The sequence below is a fragment of the Bacillus luti genome (assembly GCF_009739945.1).
GTDB lineage: Bacteria > Bacillota > Bacilli > Bacillales > Bacillaceae_G > Bacillus_A > Bacillus_A luti.
Genome location: NZ_CP040336.1, coordinates 2,484,499 through 2,502,413, shown reverse-complemented (window position 1 = coordinate 2,502,413; position 17,915 = coordinate 2,484,499). Strand labels below are relative to the sequence as shown.

At 33.4% G+C, this 17,915-nt stretch carries 19 protein-coding genes and 1 pseudogene; 7 read left to right on the top strand and 13 right to left on the bottom strand.

Going from position 1 to position 17,915, the window contains the following annotated elements:
• Window positions 1-144: 144 nt before the first annotated feature.
• The 4 genes from EUC40_RS12765 (at window position 145) to EUC40_RS12750 (ending at window position 3,714) form a co-directional block, all read left to right on the top strand.
• Window positions 145-1,806: a sigma-54 interaction domain-containing protein gene (locus tag EUC40_RS12765; RefSeq protein WP_156575533.1), complete on the top strand. Its 1,662-nt coding sequence runs from the start codon at window positions 145-147 to the stop codon at window positions 1,804-1,806.
• Between the two features lie 74 nt (window positions 1,807-1,880).
• Window positions 1,881-2,153 carry a (2Fe-2S)-binding protein gene (locus EUC40_RS12760; protein ID WP_071711959.1) on the top strand — a complete coding sequence of 91 codons (273 nt, stop codon included), beginning with the start codon at window positions 1,881-1,883 and terminating at the stop codon, window positions 2,151-2,153.
• Window positions 2,150-2,482: a (2Fe-2S)-binding protein gene (locus EUC40_RS12755; RefSeq protein ID WP_156575532.1), complete on the top strand. Its 333-nt coding sequence runs from the start codon at window positions 2,150-2,152 to the stop codon at window positions 2,480-2,482. Before EUC40_RS12760 ends, EUC40_RS12755 begins: the two co-directional genes overlap by 4 nt.
• The gene (locus tag EUC40_RS12750; RefSeq protein WP_156575531.1) at window positions 2,479-3,714 is read left to right on the top strand and encodes an NAD(P)/FAD-dependent oxidoreductase; all 1,236 of its coding nucleotides are present in this window, start codon (window positions 2,479-2,481) and stop codon (window positions 3,712-3,714) included. Before EUC40_RS12755 ends, EUC40_RS12750 begins: the two co-directional genes overlap by 4 nt.
• 24 nt (window positions 3,715-3,738) lie before the next feature.
• Here the strand turns inward: EUC40_RS12750 and EUC40_RS12745 are convergent, their stop codons facing one another.
• Together EUC40_RS12745 and EUC40_RS12740 are read right to left on the bottom strand one after the other, a co-directional pair.
• Window positions 3,739-4,047, bottom strand: a complete 309-nt coding sequence (locus EUC40_RS12745) for a YxcD family protein (protein ID WP_000447759.1) — start codon at window positions 4,045-4,047, stop codon at window positions 3,739-3,741.
• A complete protein-coding gene (locus EUC40_RS12740) occupies window positions 4,035-4,484 on the bottom strand; it encodes a hypothetical protein (RefSeq protein WP_000914469.1) in 450 nt (149 codons plus the stop codon). Before EUC40_RS12740 ends, EUC40_RS12745 begins: the two co-directional genes overlap by 13 nt.
• Before the next feature lie 257 nt (window positions 4,485-4,741).
• Between EUC40_RS12740 and EUC40_RS12735 the strand changes: the two genes are divergently transcribed.
• Window positions 4,742-5,506: a DUF1836 domain-containing protein gene (locus EUC40_RS12735; protein WP_000447236.1), complete on the top strand. Its 765-nt coding sequence runs from the start codon at window positions 4,742-4,744 to the stop codon at window positions 5,504-5,506.
• A 193-nt stretch (window positions 5,507-5,699) separates the two neighbouring features.
• Here the strand turns inward: EUC40_RS12735 and EUC40_RS12730 are convergent, their stop codons facing one another.
• Together EUC40_RS12730 and EUC40_RS12725 are read right to left on the bottom strand one after the other, a co-directional pair.
• Entirely contained in the window at window positions 5,700-7,100 is a 1,401-nt protein-coding gene (locus EUC40_RS12730; RefSeq protein ID WP_156575530.1) for an HD domain-containing protein, read from the bottom strand.
• A gap of 145 nt (window positions 7,101-7,245) precedes the next feature.
• Window positions 7,246-8,361 carry an HD domain-containing protein gene (locus EUC40_RS12725; protein WP_156575529.1) on the bottom strand — a complete coding sequence of 372 codons (1,116 nt, stop codon included), beginning with the start codon at window positions 8,359-8,361 and terminating at the stop codon, window positions 7,246-7,248.
• Between the two features lie 276 nt (window positions 8,362-8,637).
• Between EUC40_RS12725 and uptA the strand changes: the two genes are divergently transcribed.
• On the top strand, window positions 8,638-9,243 hold the full coding sequence (gene uptA, locus EUC40_RS12720; RefSeq protein ID WP_071711954.1) for an undecaprenyl phosphate transporter UptA: 606 nt from the start codon (window positions 8,638-8,640) through the stop codon (window positions 9,241-9,243).
• Between the two features lie 36 nt (window positions 9,244-9,279).
• Here the strand turns inward: uptA and EUC40_RS12715 are convergent, their stop codons facing one another.
• Entirely contained in the window at window positions 9,280-9,768 is a 489-nt protein-coding gene (locus EUC40_RS12715) for a DinB family protein (RefSeq protein WP_156575528.1), read from the bottom strand.
• 148 nt (window positions 9,769-9,916) lie between these two features.
• On the opposite strand from EUC40_RS12715, the gene EUC40_RS12710 reads away from it, so the two are divergent.
• Window positions 9,917-10,141 (top strand): hypothetical protein, encoded by a 225-nt coding sequence (locus EUC40_RS12710; RefSeq protein ID WP_156575527.1) that lies wholly within the window; start codon window positions 9,917-9,919, stop codon window positions 10,139-10,141.
• Window positions 10,142-10,180: 39 nt separating this feature from the next.
• On the opposite strand, the gene dltD is transcribed toward EUC40_RS12710, so the two are convergent.
• The 8 genes and pseudogenes from dltD to EUC40_RS12670 all read right to left on the bottom strand — a co-directional run bounded on the left by dltD (window position 10,181) and on the right by EUC40_RS12670 (window position 17,900).
• Entirely contained in the window at window positions 10,181-11,362 is a 1,182-nt protein-coding gene (gene dltD, locus EUC40_RS12705; protein WP_156575526.1) for a D-alanyl-lipoteichoic acid biosynthesis protein DltD, read from the bottom strand.
• Between the two features lie 335 nt (window positions 11,363-11,697).
• A pseudogene (locus EUC40_RS12700) lies at window positions 11,698-13,319 on the bottom strand (peptide ABC transporter substrate-binding protein).
• A 20-nt stretch (window positions 13,320-13,339) separates the two neighbouring features.
• The gene (locus EUC40_RS12695; RefSeq protein ID WP_156575525.1) at window positions 13,340-14,341 is read right to left on the bottom strand and encodes a C40 family peptidase; all 1,002 of its coding nucleotides are present in this window, start codon (window positions 14,339-14,341) and stop codon (window positions 13,340-13,342) included.
• Window positions 14,342-14,386: 45 nt separating this feature from the next.
• Complete coding sequence (locus EUC40_RS12690) at window positions 14,387-15,442, bottom strand: dipeptide epimerase (RefSeq protein ID WP_156575524.1); 1,056 nt, start codon at window positions 15,440-15,442, stop codon at window positions 14,387-14,389.
• A gap of 157 nt (window positions 15,443-15,599) precedes the next feature.
• Entirely contained in the window at window positions 15,600-15,926 is a 327-nt protein-coding gene (locus EUC40_RS12685; RefSeq protein ID WP_098663503.1) for a DUF3870 domain-containing protein, read from the bottom strand.
• Window positions 15,927-16,228: 302 nt separating this feature from the next.
• Window positions 16,229-16,585, bottom strand: a complete 357-nt coding sequence (locus EUC40_RS12680) for an FtsB family cell division protein (RefSeq protein ID WP_001228735.1) — start codon at window positions 16,583-16,585, stop codon at window positions 16,229-16,231.
• Window positions 16,586-16,812: 227 nt separating this feature from the next.
• Complete coding sequence (locus EUC40_RS12675; RefSeq protein WP_156575523.1) at window positions 16,813-17,256, bottom strand: DUF4279 domain-containing protein; 444 nt, start codon at window positions 17,254-17,256, stop codon at window positions 16,813-16,815.
• 413 nt (window positions 17,257-17,669) lie between these two features.
• A complete protein-coding gene (locus EUC40_RS12670; protein ID WP_000789034.1) occupies window positions 17,670-17,900 on the bottom strand; it encodes a hypothetical protein in 231 nt (76 codons plus the stop codon).
• Window positions 17,901-17,915 lie beyond the last annotated feature (15 nt).

Sequence of the window (17,915 nt, the reverse complement as noted above, 5' to 3'; positions counted from 1 at the left end):
TTTATGCAATTGACGTGCCAACTCTAAATATATACACTTTTTATAATTAATATTTTTATTTGTAAAAATATTTTAAATTTATCGTGAATAGGTGTATTATTTTTTTATCACTGTCTAAATTTTTTTACATAACAGGAGGGCACTATGGCATTTTCATTTCCGACAATAAAAGAATTTATAAAAATTTTGCCAATGGATTACAAAAGTATCCTGCAACCAATCAAGCAAGTAAATGAGAAGTTTTATTACATCCATTCAACTACTGAAAAATGGAATTGTGCAGTTATATATGAGGATGACTCTTTCACTGCTTTAATCGACGCATTTTCTCATGAACTAGCTGTTGTCATCATGAACGAAAACGAAGAACCTATATACTGTATTACTACACAGCAAATGATTCCTTTTCTTTATAAGTATTACAATGAACTACAAGCCTTTTATAACACTGTTATTCAAACGTCAGATTCTTCTGTTACAGTCATTGACGATAAAGAATGCGTTCGTACTTGGACAGATGGTGCTGAAAAGATTTTTTCAGTAAAACATAATGAAATTATTGGGCAACCGATCACTCGTTTTTTTGATTATAAAGATTTAGAAATTTTACAATCATTACATAGTGGAAAAAGCATAATCGCTCAATTCCATCAGCCTCGCCCTGATTTGTTCGTATTAATTAATTCAAACCCAGTTTATTGTAACGATAAAATAATAGGGGCAGTCGTTTCAGAAACGGATGTTACAAATCAAGTCGCTTTGAATGAAAAACTATTTAATATGTCGCATGAAATGCACCGATTAGAACAAGAAGTCGCAAAGTATAAAGATACATCCGATCCTTTCCATGCAATGAACGGAAAAAGTCCTGTCATACAAAGAACGATACAATTAGCTCGAAAGGTTTGTTCTGTGAAGTCGACTGTTTTAATACTTGGGGAAAGTGGTGTTGGTAAGGAAGTATTTGCAAAAGCGATACACGAAGCAAGCGAAACAGCAACTGCACCTTTCATTTCAATTAACTGTGGTGCAATTCCAGAAGCGCTATTTGAAAGTGAGTTATTCGGATACGAACGAGGCGCTTTTTCTGGGGCAAATAGTAAAGGGAAAAAAGGGAAAATTGAATTGGCGCAAGGCGGTACTTTATTCCTCGATGAAATTGGCGAAATGCCACTCGATATGCAAGTAAAACTATTACGTGTACTACAAGAACGAAAATATTACCGAGTTGGTGGAGAAAAAGAAATAAATATTGATTTTCGCATTATTGCTGCTACAAATCGTGATTTACAAGAAGAAATGCGAAAAGGAACTTTCCGAGAAGATTTATATTATCGTTTAAATGTAGTTAGTTTGCATATTCCACCACTACGAGAAAGACGAGAAGATATTATCGAATTAACGTACTCCTTCTTAAATGATTTTTCAATTAACTATAACAGACCAGTTCGCGACTTACCTTCAAGTATTATGCATGAACTACTTCATTACAATTGGCCAGGTAATATTCGCGAGCTCCGTAACGTAGTTGAAAGACTCGTCGTATTTGCGACAGACGGTATTATAAAACAAGAATATTTACCATTTCACACAAATGAAACTTTAGAAAGCGAAACGCCTCATTCCCTTTTGCTAAGTAACAACAACACGATCCTCTCTTTACAAAATGAAATGGATGAACATGAGAAAAAGGTAATCGAACGAGCTTTACGAATTCTAAATGGAAATAAATTAGAATGTGCAAAGCAACTTGGCATAACGAGGGCTACTTTATATAATCGATTAAAAAAACTCGGATTACAATAACCACCTCTCCTCCTCTACTTTGGCACAGTTTTTGCATTATAATTTGTGCAAACCGAACTAGAGGAGGAATACATATGACGAATAAAGAGAACGTAATTGTTTGTCGTTGTGAAGAAGTAACATACGGACAACTTCAATCAACAATCGCTGAGTATAATTGCTCGGCAAGGGAATTAAAACTAAGAACACGTGCTGGTATGGGATTTTGTGGTGGCCGCACATGTAGAATGATGATAGATCGAATGATCGAGAATACAAATCCTAATATAAACTCGAATGAAATTCCTTTAAAATATCAGCCACCAGTACGTGCAGTTACTTTTGGATCGGTAGGTGAGAGCAAATGAGTAGAATTACACATCACCCTATTTTAGGCAGTTTAAATAATAGTCAGCGCATCACTTTTCAATTTAACGGTCAACAATATGTAGCGTATGAACATGAAACAATTGCTGCTGCCTTACTAGCAAACGGAATAAGAACGTTAAGAGTACATGAAGATAGCGGAACACCGCGGGGCATTTATTGCAATATCGGACATTGTTCTGAATGCCGCGTGACAGTAAATAATCAAACGAATATACGCGCTTGCTTAACTGTTGTAGAAGACAATATGGTTGTGGAAAGCGGAAAACAGCACCCGAATATCGTGAGAGAGATGGTGAAAAAACGATGAGAGATGTAATTATTATTGGTGCAGGACCAGCAGGATTATCAGCTTCTATCTCTTGTGCACGTTTCGGACTAAATGTACTCGTTATTGATGAATTTATGAAGCCAGGTGGAAGATTGTTAGGACAGTTGCATCAAGAGCCGACTGGAGAATGGTGGAACGGAATAGAAGAATCAAAACGCCTTCATGAAGAAGCAAAATCACTTTCAGTCGAAATTCAATGCGGTGTTTCTGTCTTTAATTTAGATAAAGATGAAAGTAATTGGTTTGTACATACAAATATCGGTACGTTAGAAGCACCGTTTGTTCTACTTGCTACAGGGGCTGCCGAATATTCTATTCCCCTTCCTGGCTGGACACTTCCTGGGGTAATGTCGATTGGAGCAGCGCAAGTTATGACAAATGTTCACCGAGTTCAAGTTGGGAAAAAAGGAATCATTATTGGTGCTAACATTTTGTCATTTGCGATTTTAAATGAACTGCAATTAGCTGGAATTAAAGTGGATCATATCGTACTCCCTGAAAAAAGTGAGTTAAGCCAAAAAGCTGGTGAACCAGAAGAAGTTTTAAACTCACTATTAAATGCGGCTCACCTTGCCCCATCTGCTTTCTTGCGAATAGGTAGTCGTTTGATGAAAAATGATTGGATTCGAAAAACTGGATTAACTTTCTATCCAAATAACGGGATGAAAATAAATGGAACACCGCTTCATCTCCGTAAAGCAGCACTTGAAATTATCGGAATGGATCAAGTTGAAGGGGTTCGCGTTGCCCGCATTGATTCTAAAGGTAATATTATTCATGGATCAGAAAAAATATTAGAGGCAGACTTCGTTTGTATTGCTGGTGGCTTATATCCGCTTGCCGAGCTTGCCGCTGTAGCTGGTTGTCCTTTCCAATACATCTCAGAATTAGGTGGACACGTCCCTCTTCATTCCGAAACAATGGAAACCCCTCTTCCCGGCTTATTTGTAGCAGGCAATATTACTGGCATTGAAAGCGGAAAAATCGCAATGGCGCAAGGAGCAGTTGCTGGATATTCAATCGTAAAACAAGCAAATAAAAAATCTAATTCGATTGAACAACACTTGCAACAAGCAATCCAAAATGTACACACCGTACGTCAACAAGCTGCAATTCAGTTCAATCCAATGATCGATGCTGGCAGACGAAAAATGAATGAAATTTGGCGTGATTATTCCTCTTCCTATGCACATACTAAAAAGAGCTGTTGAGATTACTCTCAACAGCTCTTTTCACTACTCATCCGAGTTATTAAATTTCGCTAATGCGTAAATACCTTCTTCATCATCTAGTTCAAGTTGTAACCTTGCCGCAAATGAATTGACATTATATTCTCTGTCAAGTAACAAGCGTAGTGCCTCAATTAAGTTTGCTTGAATTAATATTTGCTGACGACCATTTACCTCTACTTCAGCTGAAAAACCATAGTCATCATCATACATCAGTTCAACTAAAACTTCTTCTGGTCCAACTTGTCTTTTTTCAGCGATATACACACAAAGCGCATTAATAAGTTCTTGTTCAGAAATTTTTATTGTTTCCATGCTACTTCATCTGCCTTTTTCTTCCGTTGATCTTTGAAGTATTTAAATGCACGAACTGCTAACATTACGATACCAGCCATTACTAACATATTTACCATAAATGCTAATACAGAACCAAGAGCTCCCATATTTGCAAATAAGCTACCCATTAGTAAACCACCAAGACCACCTAGTAATAAACCTTTCATAAAGCTGCCTTTATTACTTTTTGGTGCTGTGTTTGTTGCTTTTGTTTTTGAATCTGGAGTCGTTTTTTGAGAATTTACGTTAGAGTCTTTTTTATTTAAGTCAACTTTTGACTTTTGACCTGAACTTGGTGTAAATGATTTTTTACCAGATTTGTAACTTTTCGCTGCTGCATGATCTACAAATATAAAGCTACTAGCTCCAAAGATCACCATGAATGCTGTCATTACTGCTACAAGTTTTTTCAACATATTATATCCATTCTCCTTTTATATAGATATATGTGAAATCTACCTTTCTAGTAAATTCAGAATGATAGATTTGTTTTTAAAAACATTTTAAAGGTTCTTATGAACTTATTATATGAACTTTTGTCGAAATATGCAAGTATTATTTACTTCAACAGTTTGGTGACAAAGGAAAAATTAAGCAAAACAGAATTGACTTTAAAAGAAACAAAACATATTATAGGTTCATAAGAACTTTTTATTATTTTGGAGGTGAAAAGATGGAAACATTTCATCTCACACGAAACGAAATGGCTACCCTTCTTCTATCACTAAGAGGATGGAATACGAAAAAGCCTCTCGGAATATTACAAGAAGCTTGGGCAAAGTCACATAAAAAAGATATTGAAAGCGGACAAAGCGTTACTGCTTTTATTACTACCGCACTTTCACCTATTTTTGAAAAATTGATTAAGATTGAAGATACAGACGTTGGTTTTTCATTAAATGAAATAGTTGCACTGGGCAATCAGATTGAAAACACGAGTTTCTCTGTAACTGCGATGCAAAACTGGGTGAAACGAGATATAAAAGAAATGATTGGCTCTCCTCAAAAAGGAAAAAAATATTCAATCGAACAAGCAGCACTATTATTCATTGTTGAAGATTTAAAAACAGCACTTGATTTTGAATCCATTCGTAAGCTATTGCGCCTTATCGTAAATGACCCAGCGGATCGAAGTGATGACTTAATCAACCCTGTTCATTTATACGGAGCATACTCTTCTCTATTTGAAGAACTTAATCAAGGGAATTGCTTACAATTAAATGCAACAGATACAGTTCATACAATCGAAAACATCGTAAAAGAAAAAGCTGATAAAATCGCAAGCAAGTTCGATCAAATTAATAACGAGCAACGTGAAGCGATTCGTAACGCGATTATTATTGCCACATTATCTGTGCATACCGCCTATGTACAAATGTTAGCAAAACGTTACGTAACAGCAACGTTATTTTTACAAAATTTAGATGTAAAGCCTTAAAAAAATAGAAGCAGAAATGCTTCTATTTTTTTATAACGAAAACAAGCATCAACCTGTTACATACTTAGAACAGGTTAATGCTTGTTTCTCTAGATATTAATTATAAAAAACCATAATCGCCTATTATTAATTCAAAAATGATCATTTCATTCTATTATATTTCGAACAAGTTTTCTCGATAAATTTAATTCCTTCATCTTTGTAACTCTTTATAAATTTCGATTTGAGCTTTTGAGCTATTAGCAAAATTTAACCAGTACTGCTTCACATTGCTTTTATTATCATTTACCAAAAGTTCAACAATATCTAAATGTGAAACATTAGTTGTTATCGGTTTATTTATACCATTAACTTTAGCACCTGATATATACTTAGCAATCTCAGGATTTAATGCAAAAGCAAAATCAATTACAGTAGCACCTTGCGGTAAGTTCATGGAATCTAACTTAGGAGTAAATACAACAATGTTATCTTGGAATAGTTCAAATGATATTAAATCATAAAATTCAATTGCATCTTGAGTTACTAAATGATTTGTCTTAATAAAATGATCCATCAATTTATGAATTATATTTTTCATATCTTTATCAGTTATACTTTTTGTAAGAATATGAAATACCCCTTTATGTCGTATCACCTGATTTATTTTTGTTTCAATACATATCACTATTTCATGGTTATTGATCATCACTTTGGTCTTTAAGTATCTGTTTAATCCATCACTTTCAATTGCTATATTATCTTCAAATTGATAAGGAATTGGTTTGTATAGTTGATGTATAACCCCTAATATTTTATAACAGTCTAAATTATTAGAGGTCGTGATAATTATTTTTGAAACTGCTGTAATCTCTTGACTATCTTGGAGACGGGAATAAGCTGTATACATAGGGCTTACTTCATATTCCACTTCAAACATTAAAGATGGATTTAGAAAATTATTTATATCTTGCATTATATTTTGAGACAAACCCTCTAATAACTTAACATAATTTTGTAAAAGGATTTTCATTCCCTTATATTTAGAATGATTAAGATACAAAAAACCTAACTCTTCTAATTCGTGCTGAATATGTAGTAGCCCTAGCCTTTTACAAATCGGAGCGAAAATTTTGAGTGTTTCATTTGCATAAGGAACTTGTTTCTTTACAGCTTTCACCTGTAAAGTTCTCATGTTATGGAGACGATCTATCACTTTTATAATAGCTACTCGTATATCTTCTTGTGTAGCTAACAATAACTTCTTTAAATTTATTGCTTCATACTCTTCTTTATTAGGGATTTGTTTTTTATCAATTTTAGTTAACCCTTCTACAATATCTGCCACTTTTTCACCGAATATATCACGTATATACTCAATTGTATAATCTGTATCCTCCACCACATCATGTAATAATGCTGCAACTAAAGTTATAATATCTGCCTTACACTCTAACAAAATTTCTGTAACTGCAAATGGATGAGTAATATACGGCTCACCTGAAACGCGAAATTGTCCTTCATGAGCTTTCTCGGAAACTAATATAGCTTTATGTAATTGTTCTAATTCTGCTTTATATAGATATGAGGCCTTTTCTAATAATTCCTTTTTCATATTTTCACCTTCATCACGTTAAGTTTCAATAAAAATTTTATTAACATTATAATTCATTATTTGAAAGTGAAATACCTGTCTAAGTGATAAGGGAATTTTCATATTGTTCACTCCTCGCGAAACATTTAGAAATACCTAAATAAACTCAAATTGAATACGCATATTCTTTTGTAGGTAATCTTACTATCTCTCGAATGAAAGGTGATTTTTCTATAATATCCTCTAACTCTCCCTCACTATAAACATAAATACCACCTACATATGAACTGTAAGCCTTTTTTTCGGTGATTACCGCTAAGCTACTATTTTTCTTATGAAAATCACCCTCTGTTCCTTTTTCAAATGCTAAACTTTTAGTTGCCGAAAAATATAGCTGGATTAATGCTGCTATTTCTACGTCGTTTGATTTTTCAAAACACTTTAATTCATTGAAAATTATTCCATCATGTAACGGAAGAAAATCCTCTACTTCTAACTTCTCTCTTTTATAAAAGAAGTTTTGAAGCTCAGGAGTATAGAACGAAAGGTTTTTCTCTTCTATCTTTTTAAAAAATTTTTGCAACAATAAGTCTTTACCTACCACAAACGGGTGGCCAAATCCATTATGGTATAGCCCTTCTTTCATTTTCATTAGTTGTTCGATTAAAGGGATTCCCGGTTCTTCAATTACAAGTTTACCGTTAATGAAACGCATATAAGTAATCAATTCTTCTATCCGTAAACCTTCTAATTCAAGCGATGAGTAATATAAATCTCTATTCCAAAAATCTAATTGATCCATTCCTAATGAATTAAATAATAGTTCATCTATAATTGGAAAAACTCCATCTTCTGTTAAAGCTTTCGTTACATCATCTAATAATCTAGGAGACTGATTTAAAATCGTGCGTATTTCTTCGTCCTCTTGAATGATTCGTACCGTCCACTCACCATGATCTTCACCCGATATTTGCTGAAAACAATGCGAATATGGGCCATGTCCAACATCGTGTAGGAGAGCTACAACAGATAATAATTCCCTCTCATATTCTGATAAACGAATGTCACCAATATCTGTAAGATGTTCTATCACTTTATTTACTAATACATATACACCTATTGAATGATCTTTCCTCGTATGTATTGCGTTTTCGTGTAAAAAGTATGTATGTCCTTGTTGTTTAATATACGCCAACCTTTGAAATGCTTTTGTATCTATTAATCGAAGGATATCTCTATCACGAATAGAGATTGTTCCATAAATCGGATCATTAATTTGCATGTATTCTCCTCCTATTTTTATAAATAAAAGCCTATATAATTATACTTAATTTTCAGTTTATTATCATTAATATATGAGAAATTTTTAATAATCTTTTCATTATCTCTTCATGAAAACCAGGCTTATATACTTTACTATAATACTTATGAGAGACATAAAAGAATTGAAATGGCAATCCCCTATGTAAATAAGGTATAATCTACATATAGTGAACCTTTTATGTTATTAATTAAAAGGGACATATATTCAAAAATTTATAAACTAGAAGGTGCAACAATGTTAAGTAGTTTTATTCATTCTGTATTAACGTTTTTTGAAGGATTAGGTTATTGGGGCATTATGCTTGGATTAATGATTGAAATTATCCCGAGTGAAATTGTCCTCGCTTATGCAGGATACTTAGTATCAAATGGAAGTATCTCATTTGTAGGTGCAGTTGTATTCGGTACAATTGGCGGTGTTATTGCCCAAGTCTTTATTTATTGGATTGGCCGATACGGTGGTCGTCCTGTATTAGAACGTTACGGAAAATATATTTTCATTCATAAAAAACAAATCGATGCTGCTGAGGATTGGTTTAATCGTTACGGAACTGGCGTAATTTTCACAGCGCGCTTCATTCCAGTAGTACGTCATGCGATTTCAATTCCTGCTGGTATTACAAAAATGCCATTGCTACGTTTCACTACATTAACAGCACTTGCGATAATTCCTTGGTCAATCATTTTCATTTATTTAGGTGAAAAACTAGGAGAAAACTGGGAGAATATTAACGATATTGCTGGACCGTATGTGAAATCGTTCGCAATTGGTGGCATCATACTTATTCTTTTATACTTCGTCATCAAAAAATGGACAAAAAAACGTAAAAATCTTGCTTAAAAATATAATAAAAACCGCTAACATTCATTAAGAATGTTAGCGGTTTTTATTATATGCTTGATTATATATTAGAAATTGTATTATTTCTTCTTTATGCTTTAAGTCATGCTGAATGAGTGATGAAAAATAATGATCTAGTCTCACTTTTTTAGTACCAATTTGAAATGTATTATGAAAAATATAGGCAGGAATTCGCTCAATTTCGTCTACTAATTGTTTACGAGTATAGCTAAATTGGTTAATAAGTTCTTCTCTTGAAATACCTGATCTCGCGTATATCATTGCACTCTTATTCATTTCTTCTACATCTGTTGGAATGTGAGGTACTGATTGAGTACTAATAAAATAAGGAATTCGATACTTCATTACAAAATCATCCCAAATGATAAAATGTGAAATCACATCTGCAATTCCCCACGAACCATTTTTAAATGATTGAAACCATATATCATCAGGTACTTCCTTCAATGTTTGACACCATTCTATTAAACTTAACTTTTCTTCCAAAATACTTTCTTTCTCCATAATTCATTCCTTCCTCGTTCACACTTATAACCGATTCATAAATAACTTCTAGAAATTACATAAAAAACCTCCAACTTAAGATTTACGTGGATAAGCAACAATTCACTCATTCATTTCGTATATTATCTCAAAAAGGAGTGATTCCCCTATGCATTGGCAGCAAAAAATACAATACTTAATCGGACGCCCTATCGGTATTTCCTTCATAAATGGGCAAGGAACTTCTGGTGTATTATGTTCAGCGCATGATGGTCAATTATATGTGTATGAATACCTGTACCAAGCTCAGTTCGCAATGAAACATTTTGATTTTAGACAAATTCAAGATATACATGCATTTCCGAATTGCCCACACCAAAATCCTCTATACTAAGAAACCGGAACGGCTAATAGCCATTCCGGTTTCTCTACTTTATTTCTCAGAATAAAACTTCTGTACCGCTTCATCAAAGTAAATCCAACCTTTCCAACCTAAATGAATTGTATCTTTTAAGAAATACTTATCATATTCATGGCCAGAAAAATCAACTACTGGATATCCTGCTTTTTCAACTTGCGCGCGAACCTTATTATAATACACATCACGGCGTTCTTTCGGGAACCCAGCATAATCATACCAAGGTCCATTTACAGGAACAGAAACAAAGAGTGGTTCGACATTTTTTTCTTTGAAAAGATCTAAAACAATTTGTAAGTCATCATATTCTGGTGATTCATCATACGATTCATTTGCTCTAAAGTTTTTTAGCCCTTTTAATTTTTTCTTAAAATTATGTTTATAGTAATACGGGTTTTCAATTCCGAATGTATTTGTAGTAGACTCAGCTTTCCCTTCTTGTTCTGCATGTTGACGTGCATCTTCCCAAGAGATTGAGCGTAGTCCCATATTTGTTTTTTCTTTCATCGGTTCAATCTTAAATAAGGAATTAAACAAATCCCTATGATCTAAAATGTTTCGATGCATATAAGCGAGTGGTTTAACTATCCCTGCCTTTATGTTATGTTTTGTATCATTATATACAATACCTTCTAATGAGTTTCTTAATATATCATCTTTACGAACAACTTTATAATCTAGTAAACGTTTCGCAATTTTTTTCTTCATTTCAGGATTTATCTCATCATTAAAAATAAAATGATATGCTTGTTGTTTGGAGAAATTGTTAGTGAAATCCCCTTGTGATACCCCTGTCTTTGTAAACCACTGTGGTGATAGAACAAAGACTACCTTTTTACCTTCTAACTCATCCATTGTAGACGTCATATTTAATATATGAGCTAAACTTTGTGTACCACCAATTCCAATTAAATACGGTGTAAAACCTGCTGGATTTACTTTAAAATAATTAGACGGATGGTATGCATCCATTCGTAAAAATTCTGATGAACCGTACATCGGTAAATACTGCGAATTCTCTAACATTTTTTGCTGTAAGAAAACACTTTGTAATTTTTCTTTTTGTAAGGAAGTTGCTGCATCTTCAACTTTCTTATCGCTAATAAGTGATAAGAAACTTTTAGATGGAATAAGCACGACAATAAAAAAGAGTAGACATGCTATAATAATTGGACCAAAAGCATGCTTCATCTTCATCGTCTATTCCTCTTTCTCTCGCTATTACATTGTAACCCTTGTTTTGGACACGTCATTTTTTTCTCCTTTTTCTCTATACATGTTCCATTCTATTTATCTATTATATACATGTATGTATTTCTTTCCTTGTTCTATTAAACCCTATATAAATAGCGTAAGAAAATGTTTCCATAGAAACACGTTAATTATACAAGATTCTACATACATTTCACACTGGAATTTTAGTAATAATTTTATTTTTCAAAGATGAAAAAACATAATAAATGTCTATAATTCATTTGAATATAAAAGAAAAAACAGACTATCACACACGTGAAGTCTGTTTCCCCATTCTATTATTTTTGTACATCCGCCCACTTCAAACTTGTTGCTGGACCGAATTGATGTACGTATAAATCTTTCACGTAAGGTTTTTGCAAGTAAGATAACCCGCGCTGGAATACCGGTGCAATTACTGCATCATCCAATAGTATTTTTTCAGCATCTTGCAGTGCTTTCCAGCGTGCTTTTTCATCATTACCCAGTTCTGTTTTAATCTTTTTAATTAACGCATCATATTCCGGATTTGCATATCCGGTATTATTCACACTACTTCCAGAAAGGAACACTTCTAAGTAAGTCATTGGATCTGGATAATCAGGTAACCAACGTGATAATGACATTTCATATTCTTTCTTCTTCTCAAGTGCAAGTTTTTGAGTATGCGGCTGCAATTTCACATTTACTTTTAAGCCTGGTAAGTTTTTCTCAAGCTGCTCTTTAATATATTCGCCTACTTTTTTAAAGTTTTCTAGGTCATAATTTAATAGTTCTAACGTCACTTCATTCGTGCCTGTCTCTTGTTTTGCTTTTTCCCAATATTCCTTAGCCAGCTTTACGTCTGTCTTATTAAACTCACCTGCTGTACTTCTAAAATCTTTCTTATCTGGCCCTTTTAAAAATCCTTTTGGTACATAGTAGTTTGCAGCTATCGAGCCATCGTTTAAAAATGAAGTTGCAAGGCCTTTCTTATCAAACACTGTACTCAGCGCAAGACGTGCATTTTTATTTTTAAGCATCGGTACATTTTCATTGAAACGGAAGAAGTACATAACCGGATCTGTATATTGTTTTAGTTCTTTATTCGTTTTATATTTATCTACAAATTCTGTTGAAATGACCGCTCTATCAACTTTATCTGTTTCATATAAATTTACCGCAGTTGAAATTTCTTTTACAATTTGATAGTTGACTTCATCTAATTTCACTTCTTTTTTATCCCAATACTTATCATTTTTCTTCATTGTAAAACTAGCTTCATGCTTCCACTCTGATAATGTAAATGGCCCATTGTATATCGTTTTGTTCGCTTCTAATCCGTATTTATCGCCTTGCTCTTTCGCATACTTTTCATTAATTGGATAGAAGGATGGTAAAATGAGTAGTTTCGTAAAATACGGTACAGGATGTTCTAGCTCTACAACGAATGTTTTATCATCCTTTGCTTTTACTCCTAACTCATCTAGTCCTAGTTGTTTTTTATTTATTTTCTCTGCATTTTTTACATCATACGCAATATATGCATATTGAGAAGCAGTGTCTGGGTTAATCAGTTGCTTCCAAGCGTATACATAATCATGAGCGGTTACTGGATCTCCATTAGACCATTTTGCGTCACGTAAGTGGAACGTATATGTCTTTCCATCTTTACTCACTTCATATTTTTGCGCCCCTGCCTGGATCACTTCATCATTTTTGATAAACGGAATAGCCCTTCCATTACGTTATTTAATACGTTAAACGATACCGCATCTGTTACTTTACCTGAATTTAGTGATGGAATTTCACCTGTTTCTAGTAGCTGTAATACTTTCTTCTCATCTTTCGGTTTTGTAGCTGTTTTTTCTTTTGCACAGCCAACTAAAAATGAAGAAACTAATAGAGTACTAACTAATGAGTAGCGAACAACCTTTTTCATCTAAAAACCCCCTCTATGTTTTAAGGTAAGTAACGACGTGCACCAGCGAATTCTTCTATATATCCTGGTGTATTTAGCGGTATAATTTCTACCGATCTCTCAGCTTTTGGAGAATGAATCATATTTCCATCACCAATATACATGCCAACGTGATGAACACTACCTTTCCCTTGATTATGAGCAAAGAAGATTAAGTCTCCCTTTTGCAAGTTTTCTTTATCAATTGCAACTCCAGCTTTTGATTGCGGTCCAGAATCTCGTGGAATTGTAATACCATGCGATTTATAAATCGTATGTGTAAATCCGGAGCAATCAAATCCAAAACCACTTGTACCAGCCCATATATACGGTAATCCTAAAAACATTTTTCCTGTGTTTATTAAATCATCGGCCGTCGGAGCCGGAATATCATTTTGAGAACGATAAACCGTTCCATCATTTTTCCGTAGCCACGCCTTCTGACCATTTGGCAACAATACGCGATATGAAATCGCATCTTCATTAAGTAGCGGCAAACGTGTATTATAGCTAACTTCCAACGATTTATGTTTTTCAGAAGGGTTAATATATAAAATGGCTGTCGGTTTCGTTACTAATACGAAAGGTTCATTTGTTTTATCTGCAAATTCCTGATTATACGTTAATTGTTTTTCAGGCATCCATCCCGGATAACCTTCTTCGTTTCGTGGTGTTGGCTGACCATGAACTAACACTTTCACCCAGTCACCTCTCTTATCAATAACAGTTACTTCTTGACCAAGTAGTGCTTGCGTTTCTAATTTATTAGCACTTGTTAACCATAGTTTCTCATCAAGCGTCATTGATTTCGTCCACTTCCACAACTCAACTGGATTTGTTGCGCTTGGTGTATCAATTGGTCGTAATGAATCAGGCGCAGTCCAAAGAGTTGCTGCTGATACATCTATAAATGCTTTACGATCCTTCTTTTCTTCCGCATTTACCGATGTAAACGATGAAAATATAAATAAAGTTGTTAAAAATACAGTTCCTACTTTTTTCATATATATCCCCCTTAAAAGATAGTTAATTTTTCACTTCTTCTAAGTTTAAATATTCACTGTAGAATGGAGGTTTACCTTTGAACCAGAATATGACATTCCTTCAGGATCTTCCATTAACCACAGTGGTGCGTCAAGGTCAAAGTAATGAATATTAGGATGAGCTGCCGCTAAATGTGCAATAGCACTAACAGAAAGTGAAGATTCCATCATACTGCCCACCATACACTTCACACCAGCTGCTTCTGCAATATCCGCGATACGCCATGCTTCACGTATGCCACCACATTTCATTAATTTAATATTGATTAAATCTGCGTATTTTCCTTGAACGAGTTTTAATGCATCACTTGCTGAAAATATACTTTCATCAGCCATAATTGGCGTCCCTACATTTTCTTTTACGTACTTTAACCCATCCCAATCTTTCGCGTGTACTGGTTGTTCAATAAATTCAATATTTAAATTACGATTTTCCATCTCTTTAATGATAGATACCGCTTCTTTTGGACTCCATCCTTGATTCGCATCCAAACGTAACGTCGTATTTTTTGGTACCACATTTCGAATTGCCTCAATGCGCTCCAAATCTAAATGTGCCTCTTTCCCCACTTTAATCTTTAATGTTTGAAATCCTTTTTCTATATGTTTCTTCGCTTCTTTTGCCATAAATAAAGGTTCATCCACACTCACTGTAATATCTGTATGAATCTCTTTCTTCCCGCCTAATAATGCATATAATGGCACATTTTGATATTGGCAATATACATCGTATAAAGCGATATCTACTGCAGCTTTCGCACTCGAATTTCCAATGCAACTCATTTGAATACGCTGTAATAATTGTTGGAATTGAAGTATATCTTGACCAATTAAACACGAACGAATCGGTCCTACAATCGCCTCTTCTATCCCGTTTGCAAAGTCACCAGTAATAACTGGTGTTGCAGTTGCCGCGCCTTTGCCGATAATCCCTTTATCTGTATGAACAAACACATCGATGCTTTCAATTTCTGTTACTGTACGAAGTGCTGTTTTAAAAGGGGTATGAAGCTTTACTTGCCGGCGCTTCACTTTTACATTAGTAATTTTCATATCGTTCATCCTTTCGTTGTCCAATAAAGCGAAACATTAAATTGAAGAAATCGGGCTTTTATGTGCAATTAATTTCTCGTTTACTTTTACTGTAAGTGAGCTACTGACCATTAATGTGTAATAAAAAAATCCAGCCATAAGAAAGATTCTTACGGCTGGATTTTGTCTATGAATGTGTAGACAAAGCAGCGATCTGATTATATTTTTTCTGTGCATCTTTTAGCGCCACAAGTAGAGCTTTTTGAGATGAACCGAAATAACGATTATTTATTTGTATTAATAAATCTGGATCGTTAATGTTTTTATGTAAAAATAAATATTTAACGAACTGAGATGTTAATGCAATTGTTGCTGAGCAATCTGCATCAACAATTTTCCCTGTATCCTTTTCAATTACAAATGCTACAAAATAGCTTTTAAACTTCTCTGTAATCGGATTGTTTTGAGGAGATTTTGCATCCCCTACGATATAAATCGTATTTGAAGCGTACACAGCTATCTTCCTTTCTTAAACGAGGATAACGGTTTTCTTAACAGACGTATGAGCGGTAAACTCAACGTTGATTAAAAAATGTATCCGCTTACGCATATTATATAAAATTATCAGAATTTTAACAACATTTATTTTTACATATATTCCATAATTAAGGATATTCATTTATATAACTGAAGAAAGGATTTAACACTTTACCTTAAAATATGTCATGCGTCATTGTACCATGACAAGATTTCACTTCTTCTTTTCCATACTTCTTACACAAATAAAAAAACAGTTAGCTATCGCTAACTGTTTCGTTACTTTGGTAATACAAACACTGTTTCGTTCGACTTAGAAAATTGATATTCTTTTCTCGCAAACTTCAAGATTTCTTCTTCATTATCCGTTAAATTCTCGATATTAGTCTTTAAAGACGATTGATCCTTCTTTAATGAAACTAATTGCTTTTTTTGATTCGTAATCGTATCCTTTTTATTCATTATTATCTCTTGTTGCTTCGTTAAAATATATTGAACGTACAAAGTAGTTGCCGCAATAAAAAGAGCCATTAAAATAAGCCGCCTTAACTTCTTTTTGTTTATAGTACGATTGTGACTAGGCTGTGATTGTTGCTCTGGTATATTAGGAACATTTACTCGTTTGAGTTTCCTCATTCAAATCCCCCTAACCCATATTTTTCACTACCATCGGCACGTTTTCTTACTTAACTAAATTCTATTCTTATAAAATAAGCTCCTTCACAAAAATATCTCATAAATTAACCAATTAAAGATAGCATTCGACGACATTTCCATATTTCCACCGATTTTTTTTATGTATGCTGCAATAAAATAGTAGTTTATGTTATTCTTTTTCTACTATTGTAGAAGAGTTTTCTTACTTAGCACAGGCTCTCCTCAATATAAGGATTAACATATAAGTCTATATCAAAATCAGCTTTAATTCTGTTGGCGAAATCAATCACAGAAATATCTAAATGAAATGCTGGTGTATGTCCATCGTTCATTTTAATTACAATGGTGAACCTACATTCTAATCCAAATTCTCTTTTTAGTTCATTTATAATGGCTGACTTATCTTTTATTTGTACAATTACTTGCTCCATCATTTCCCCTACATCAAGTGATTCCTGATATCCTGTACCTAGTTCCCATGATGTATAGCTTCTTGTTCGACTTTCGCTATCACTTTCATTTGCTTTGCTAATTATGTCTCCTTTGCTAAAACTTTTTGTTGGGCTTACTTTCAATTGTTCTGAAACAACCTCTAATGGGAATTTATCTCCGTACAGATTAAAGTAAATCATGACTTGAGTCTCATCCAATAATCTCACACCTTTATTAAAATAATTACATTCTTTAATTATTCTATTTAAATATAAACTAAAGTTTAACCTACAACCACTGCACTTTTAATTGTAATTCTATTAAAAATGATGCATTCTTTCTCTATTTAAAAAGTTTACATAATACTATTATTTTAATTATTTATTATTCCAATAAAAAAAAACCCGCTTGTTAACGGATTGTTTTTCACATTTCATTTTTGTATTTTTTTAAATACTATCGTTTTTTATCACAACTTCATTGCATTTACAAAAATGAAACGAAATTATAATTTGAAAACAGCAGCACTTTACACGTATCAAACAACAGTTATTTATTTACTTTTTTCAATTGAAAACTAAAATAAAATTAAGCCTTACATTTGAAAAAACTATGTAATAAGTCTTTGAAATCAAACTAATCTATAACAATTCTGCCTTCTACCCTTTCCAGTTTCCTTTAACACATATGACTTTAAAACAAGCGCAGTTAATGAATCTGTTAGTGTTTTGTAAGATAAATTAGATAACGCCAATAGATCGTTCGTATATAACATTCTATGTTTCTCTAATAATAATAGTACTAATCGTTCAGACGGTTTTAATCTCTCATCACTTTCTAGTATAAAATCTATATTTTTCATTTCCCTAATTATTAC

Bases quoted from the DNA above. Each gene is read 5' to 3' on its own strand.
- EUC40_RS12680 (WP_001228735.1), bottom strand. From the start codon at position 16,585: ATGAGGAAACTCAAACGAGTAAATGTTCCTAATATACCAGAGCAACAA.
- uptA (WP_071711954.1), top strand. From the start codon at position 8,638: ATGTTAAGTAGTTTTATTCATTCTGTATTAACGTTTTTTGAAGGATTA.
- EUC40_RS12730 (WP_156575530.1), bottom strand. From the start codon at position 7,100: ATGAAAAAGGAATTATTAGAAAAGGCCTCATATCTATATAAAGCAGAA.
- EUC40_RS12740 (WP_000914469.1), bottom strand. From the start codon at position 4,484: ATGTTGAAAAAACTTGTAGCAGTAATGACAGCATTCATGGTGATCTTT.
- EUC40_RS12760 (WP_071711959.1), top strand. From the start codon at position 1,881: ATGACGAATAAAGAGAACGTAATTGTTTGTCGTTGTGAAGAAGTAACA.
- EUC40_RS12745 (WP_000447759.1), bottom strand. From the start codon at position 4,047: ATGGAAACAATAAAAATTTCTGAACAAGAACTTATTAATGCGCTTTGT.
- EUC40_RS12695 (WP_156575525.1), bottom strand. From the start codon at position 14,341: ATGAAAAAAGTAGGAACTGTATTTTTAACAACTTTATTTATATTTTCA.
- EUC40_RS12735 (WP_000447236.1), top strand. From the start codon at position 4,742: ATGGAAACATTTCATCTCACACGAAACGAAATGGCTACCCTTCTTCTA.
- EUC40_RS12715 (WP_156575528.1), bottom strand. From the start codon at position 9,768: ATGGAGAAAGAAAGTATTTTGGAAGAAAAGTTAAGTTTAATAGAATGG.
- EUC40_RS12725 (WP_156575529.1), bottom strand. From the start codon at position 8,361: ATGCAAATTAATGATCCGATTTATGGAACAATCTCTATTCGTGATAGA.
- EUC40_RS12670 (WP_000789034.1), bottom strand. From the start codon at position 17,900: ATGAAAAATATAGATTTTATACTAGAAAGTGATGAGAGATTAAAACCG.
- EUC40_RS12755 (WP_156575532.1), top strand. From the start codon at position 2,150: ATGAGTAGAATTACACATCACCCTATTTTAGGCAGTTTAAATAATAGT.
- EUC40_RS12710 (WP_156575527.1), top strand. From the start codon at position 9,917: ATGCATTGGCAGCAAAAAATACAATACTTAATCGGACGCCCTATCGGT.
- EUC40_RS12765 (WP_156575533.1), top strand. From the start codon at position 145: ATGGCATTTTCATTTCCGACAATAAAAGAATTTATAAAAATTTTGCCA.
- dltD (WP_156575526.1), bottom strand. From the start codon at position 11,362: ATGAAGATGAAGCATGCTTTTGGTCCAATTATTATAGCATGTCTACTC.
- EUC40_RS12690 (WP_156575524.1), bottom strand. From the start codon at position 15,442: ATGAACGATATGAAAATTACTAATGTAAAAGTGAAGCGCCGGCAAGTA.
- EUC40_RS12750 (WP_156575531.1), top strand. From the start codon at position 2,479: ATGAGAGATGTAATTATTATTGGTGCAGGACCAGCAGGATTATCAGCT.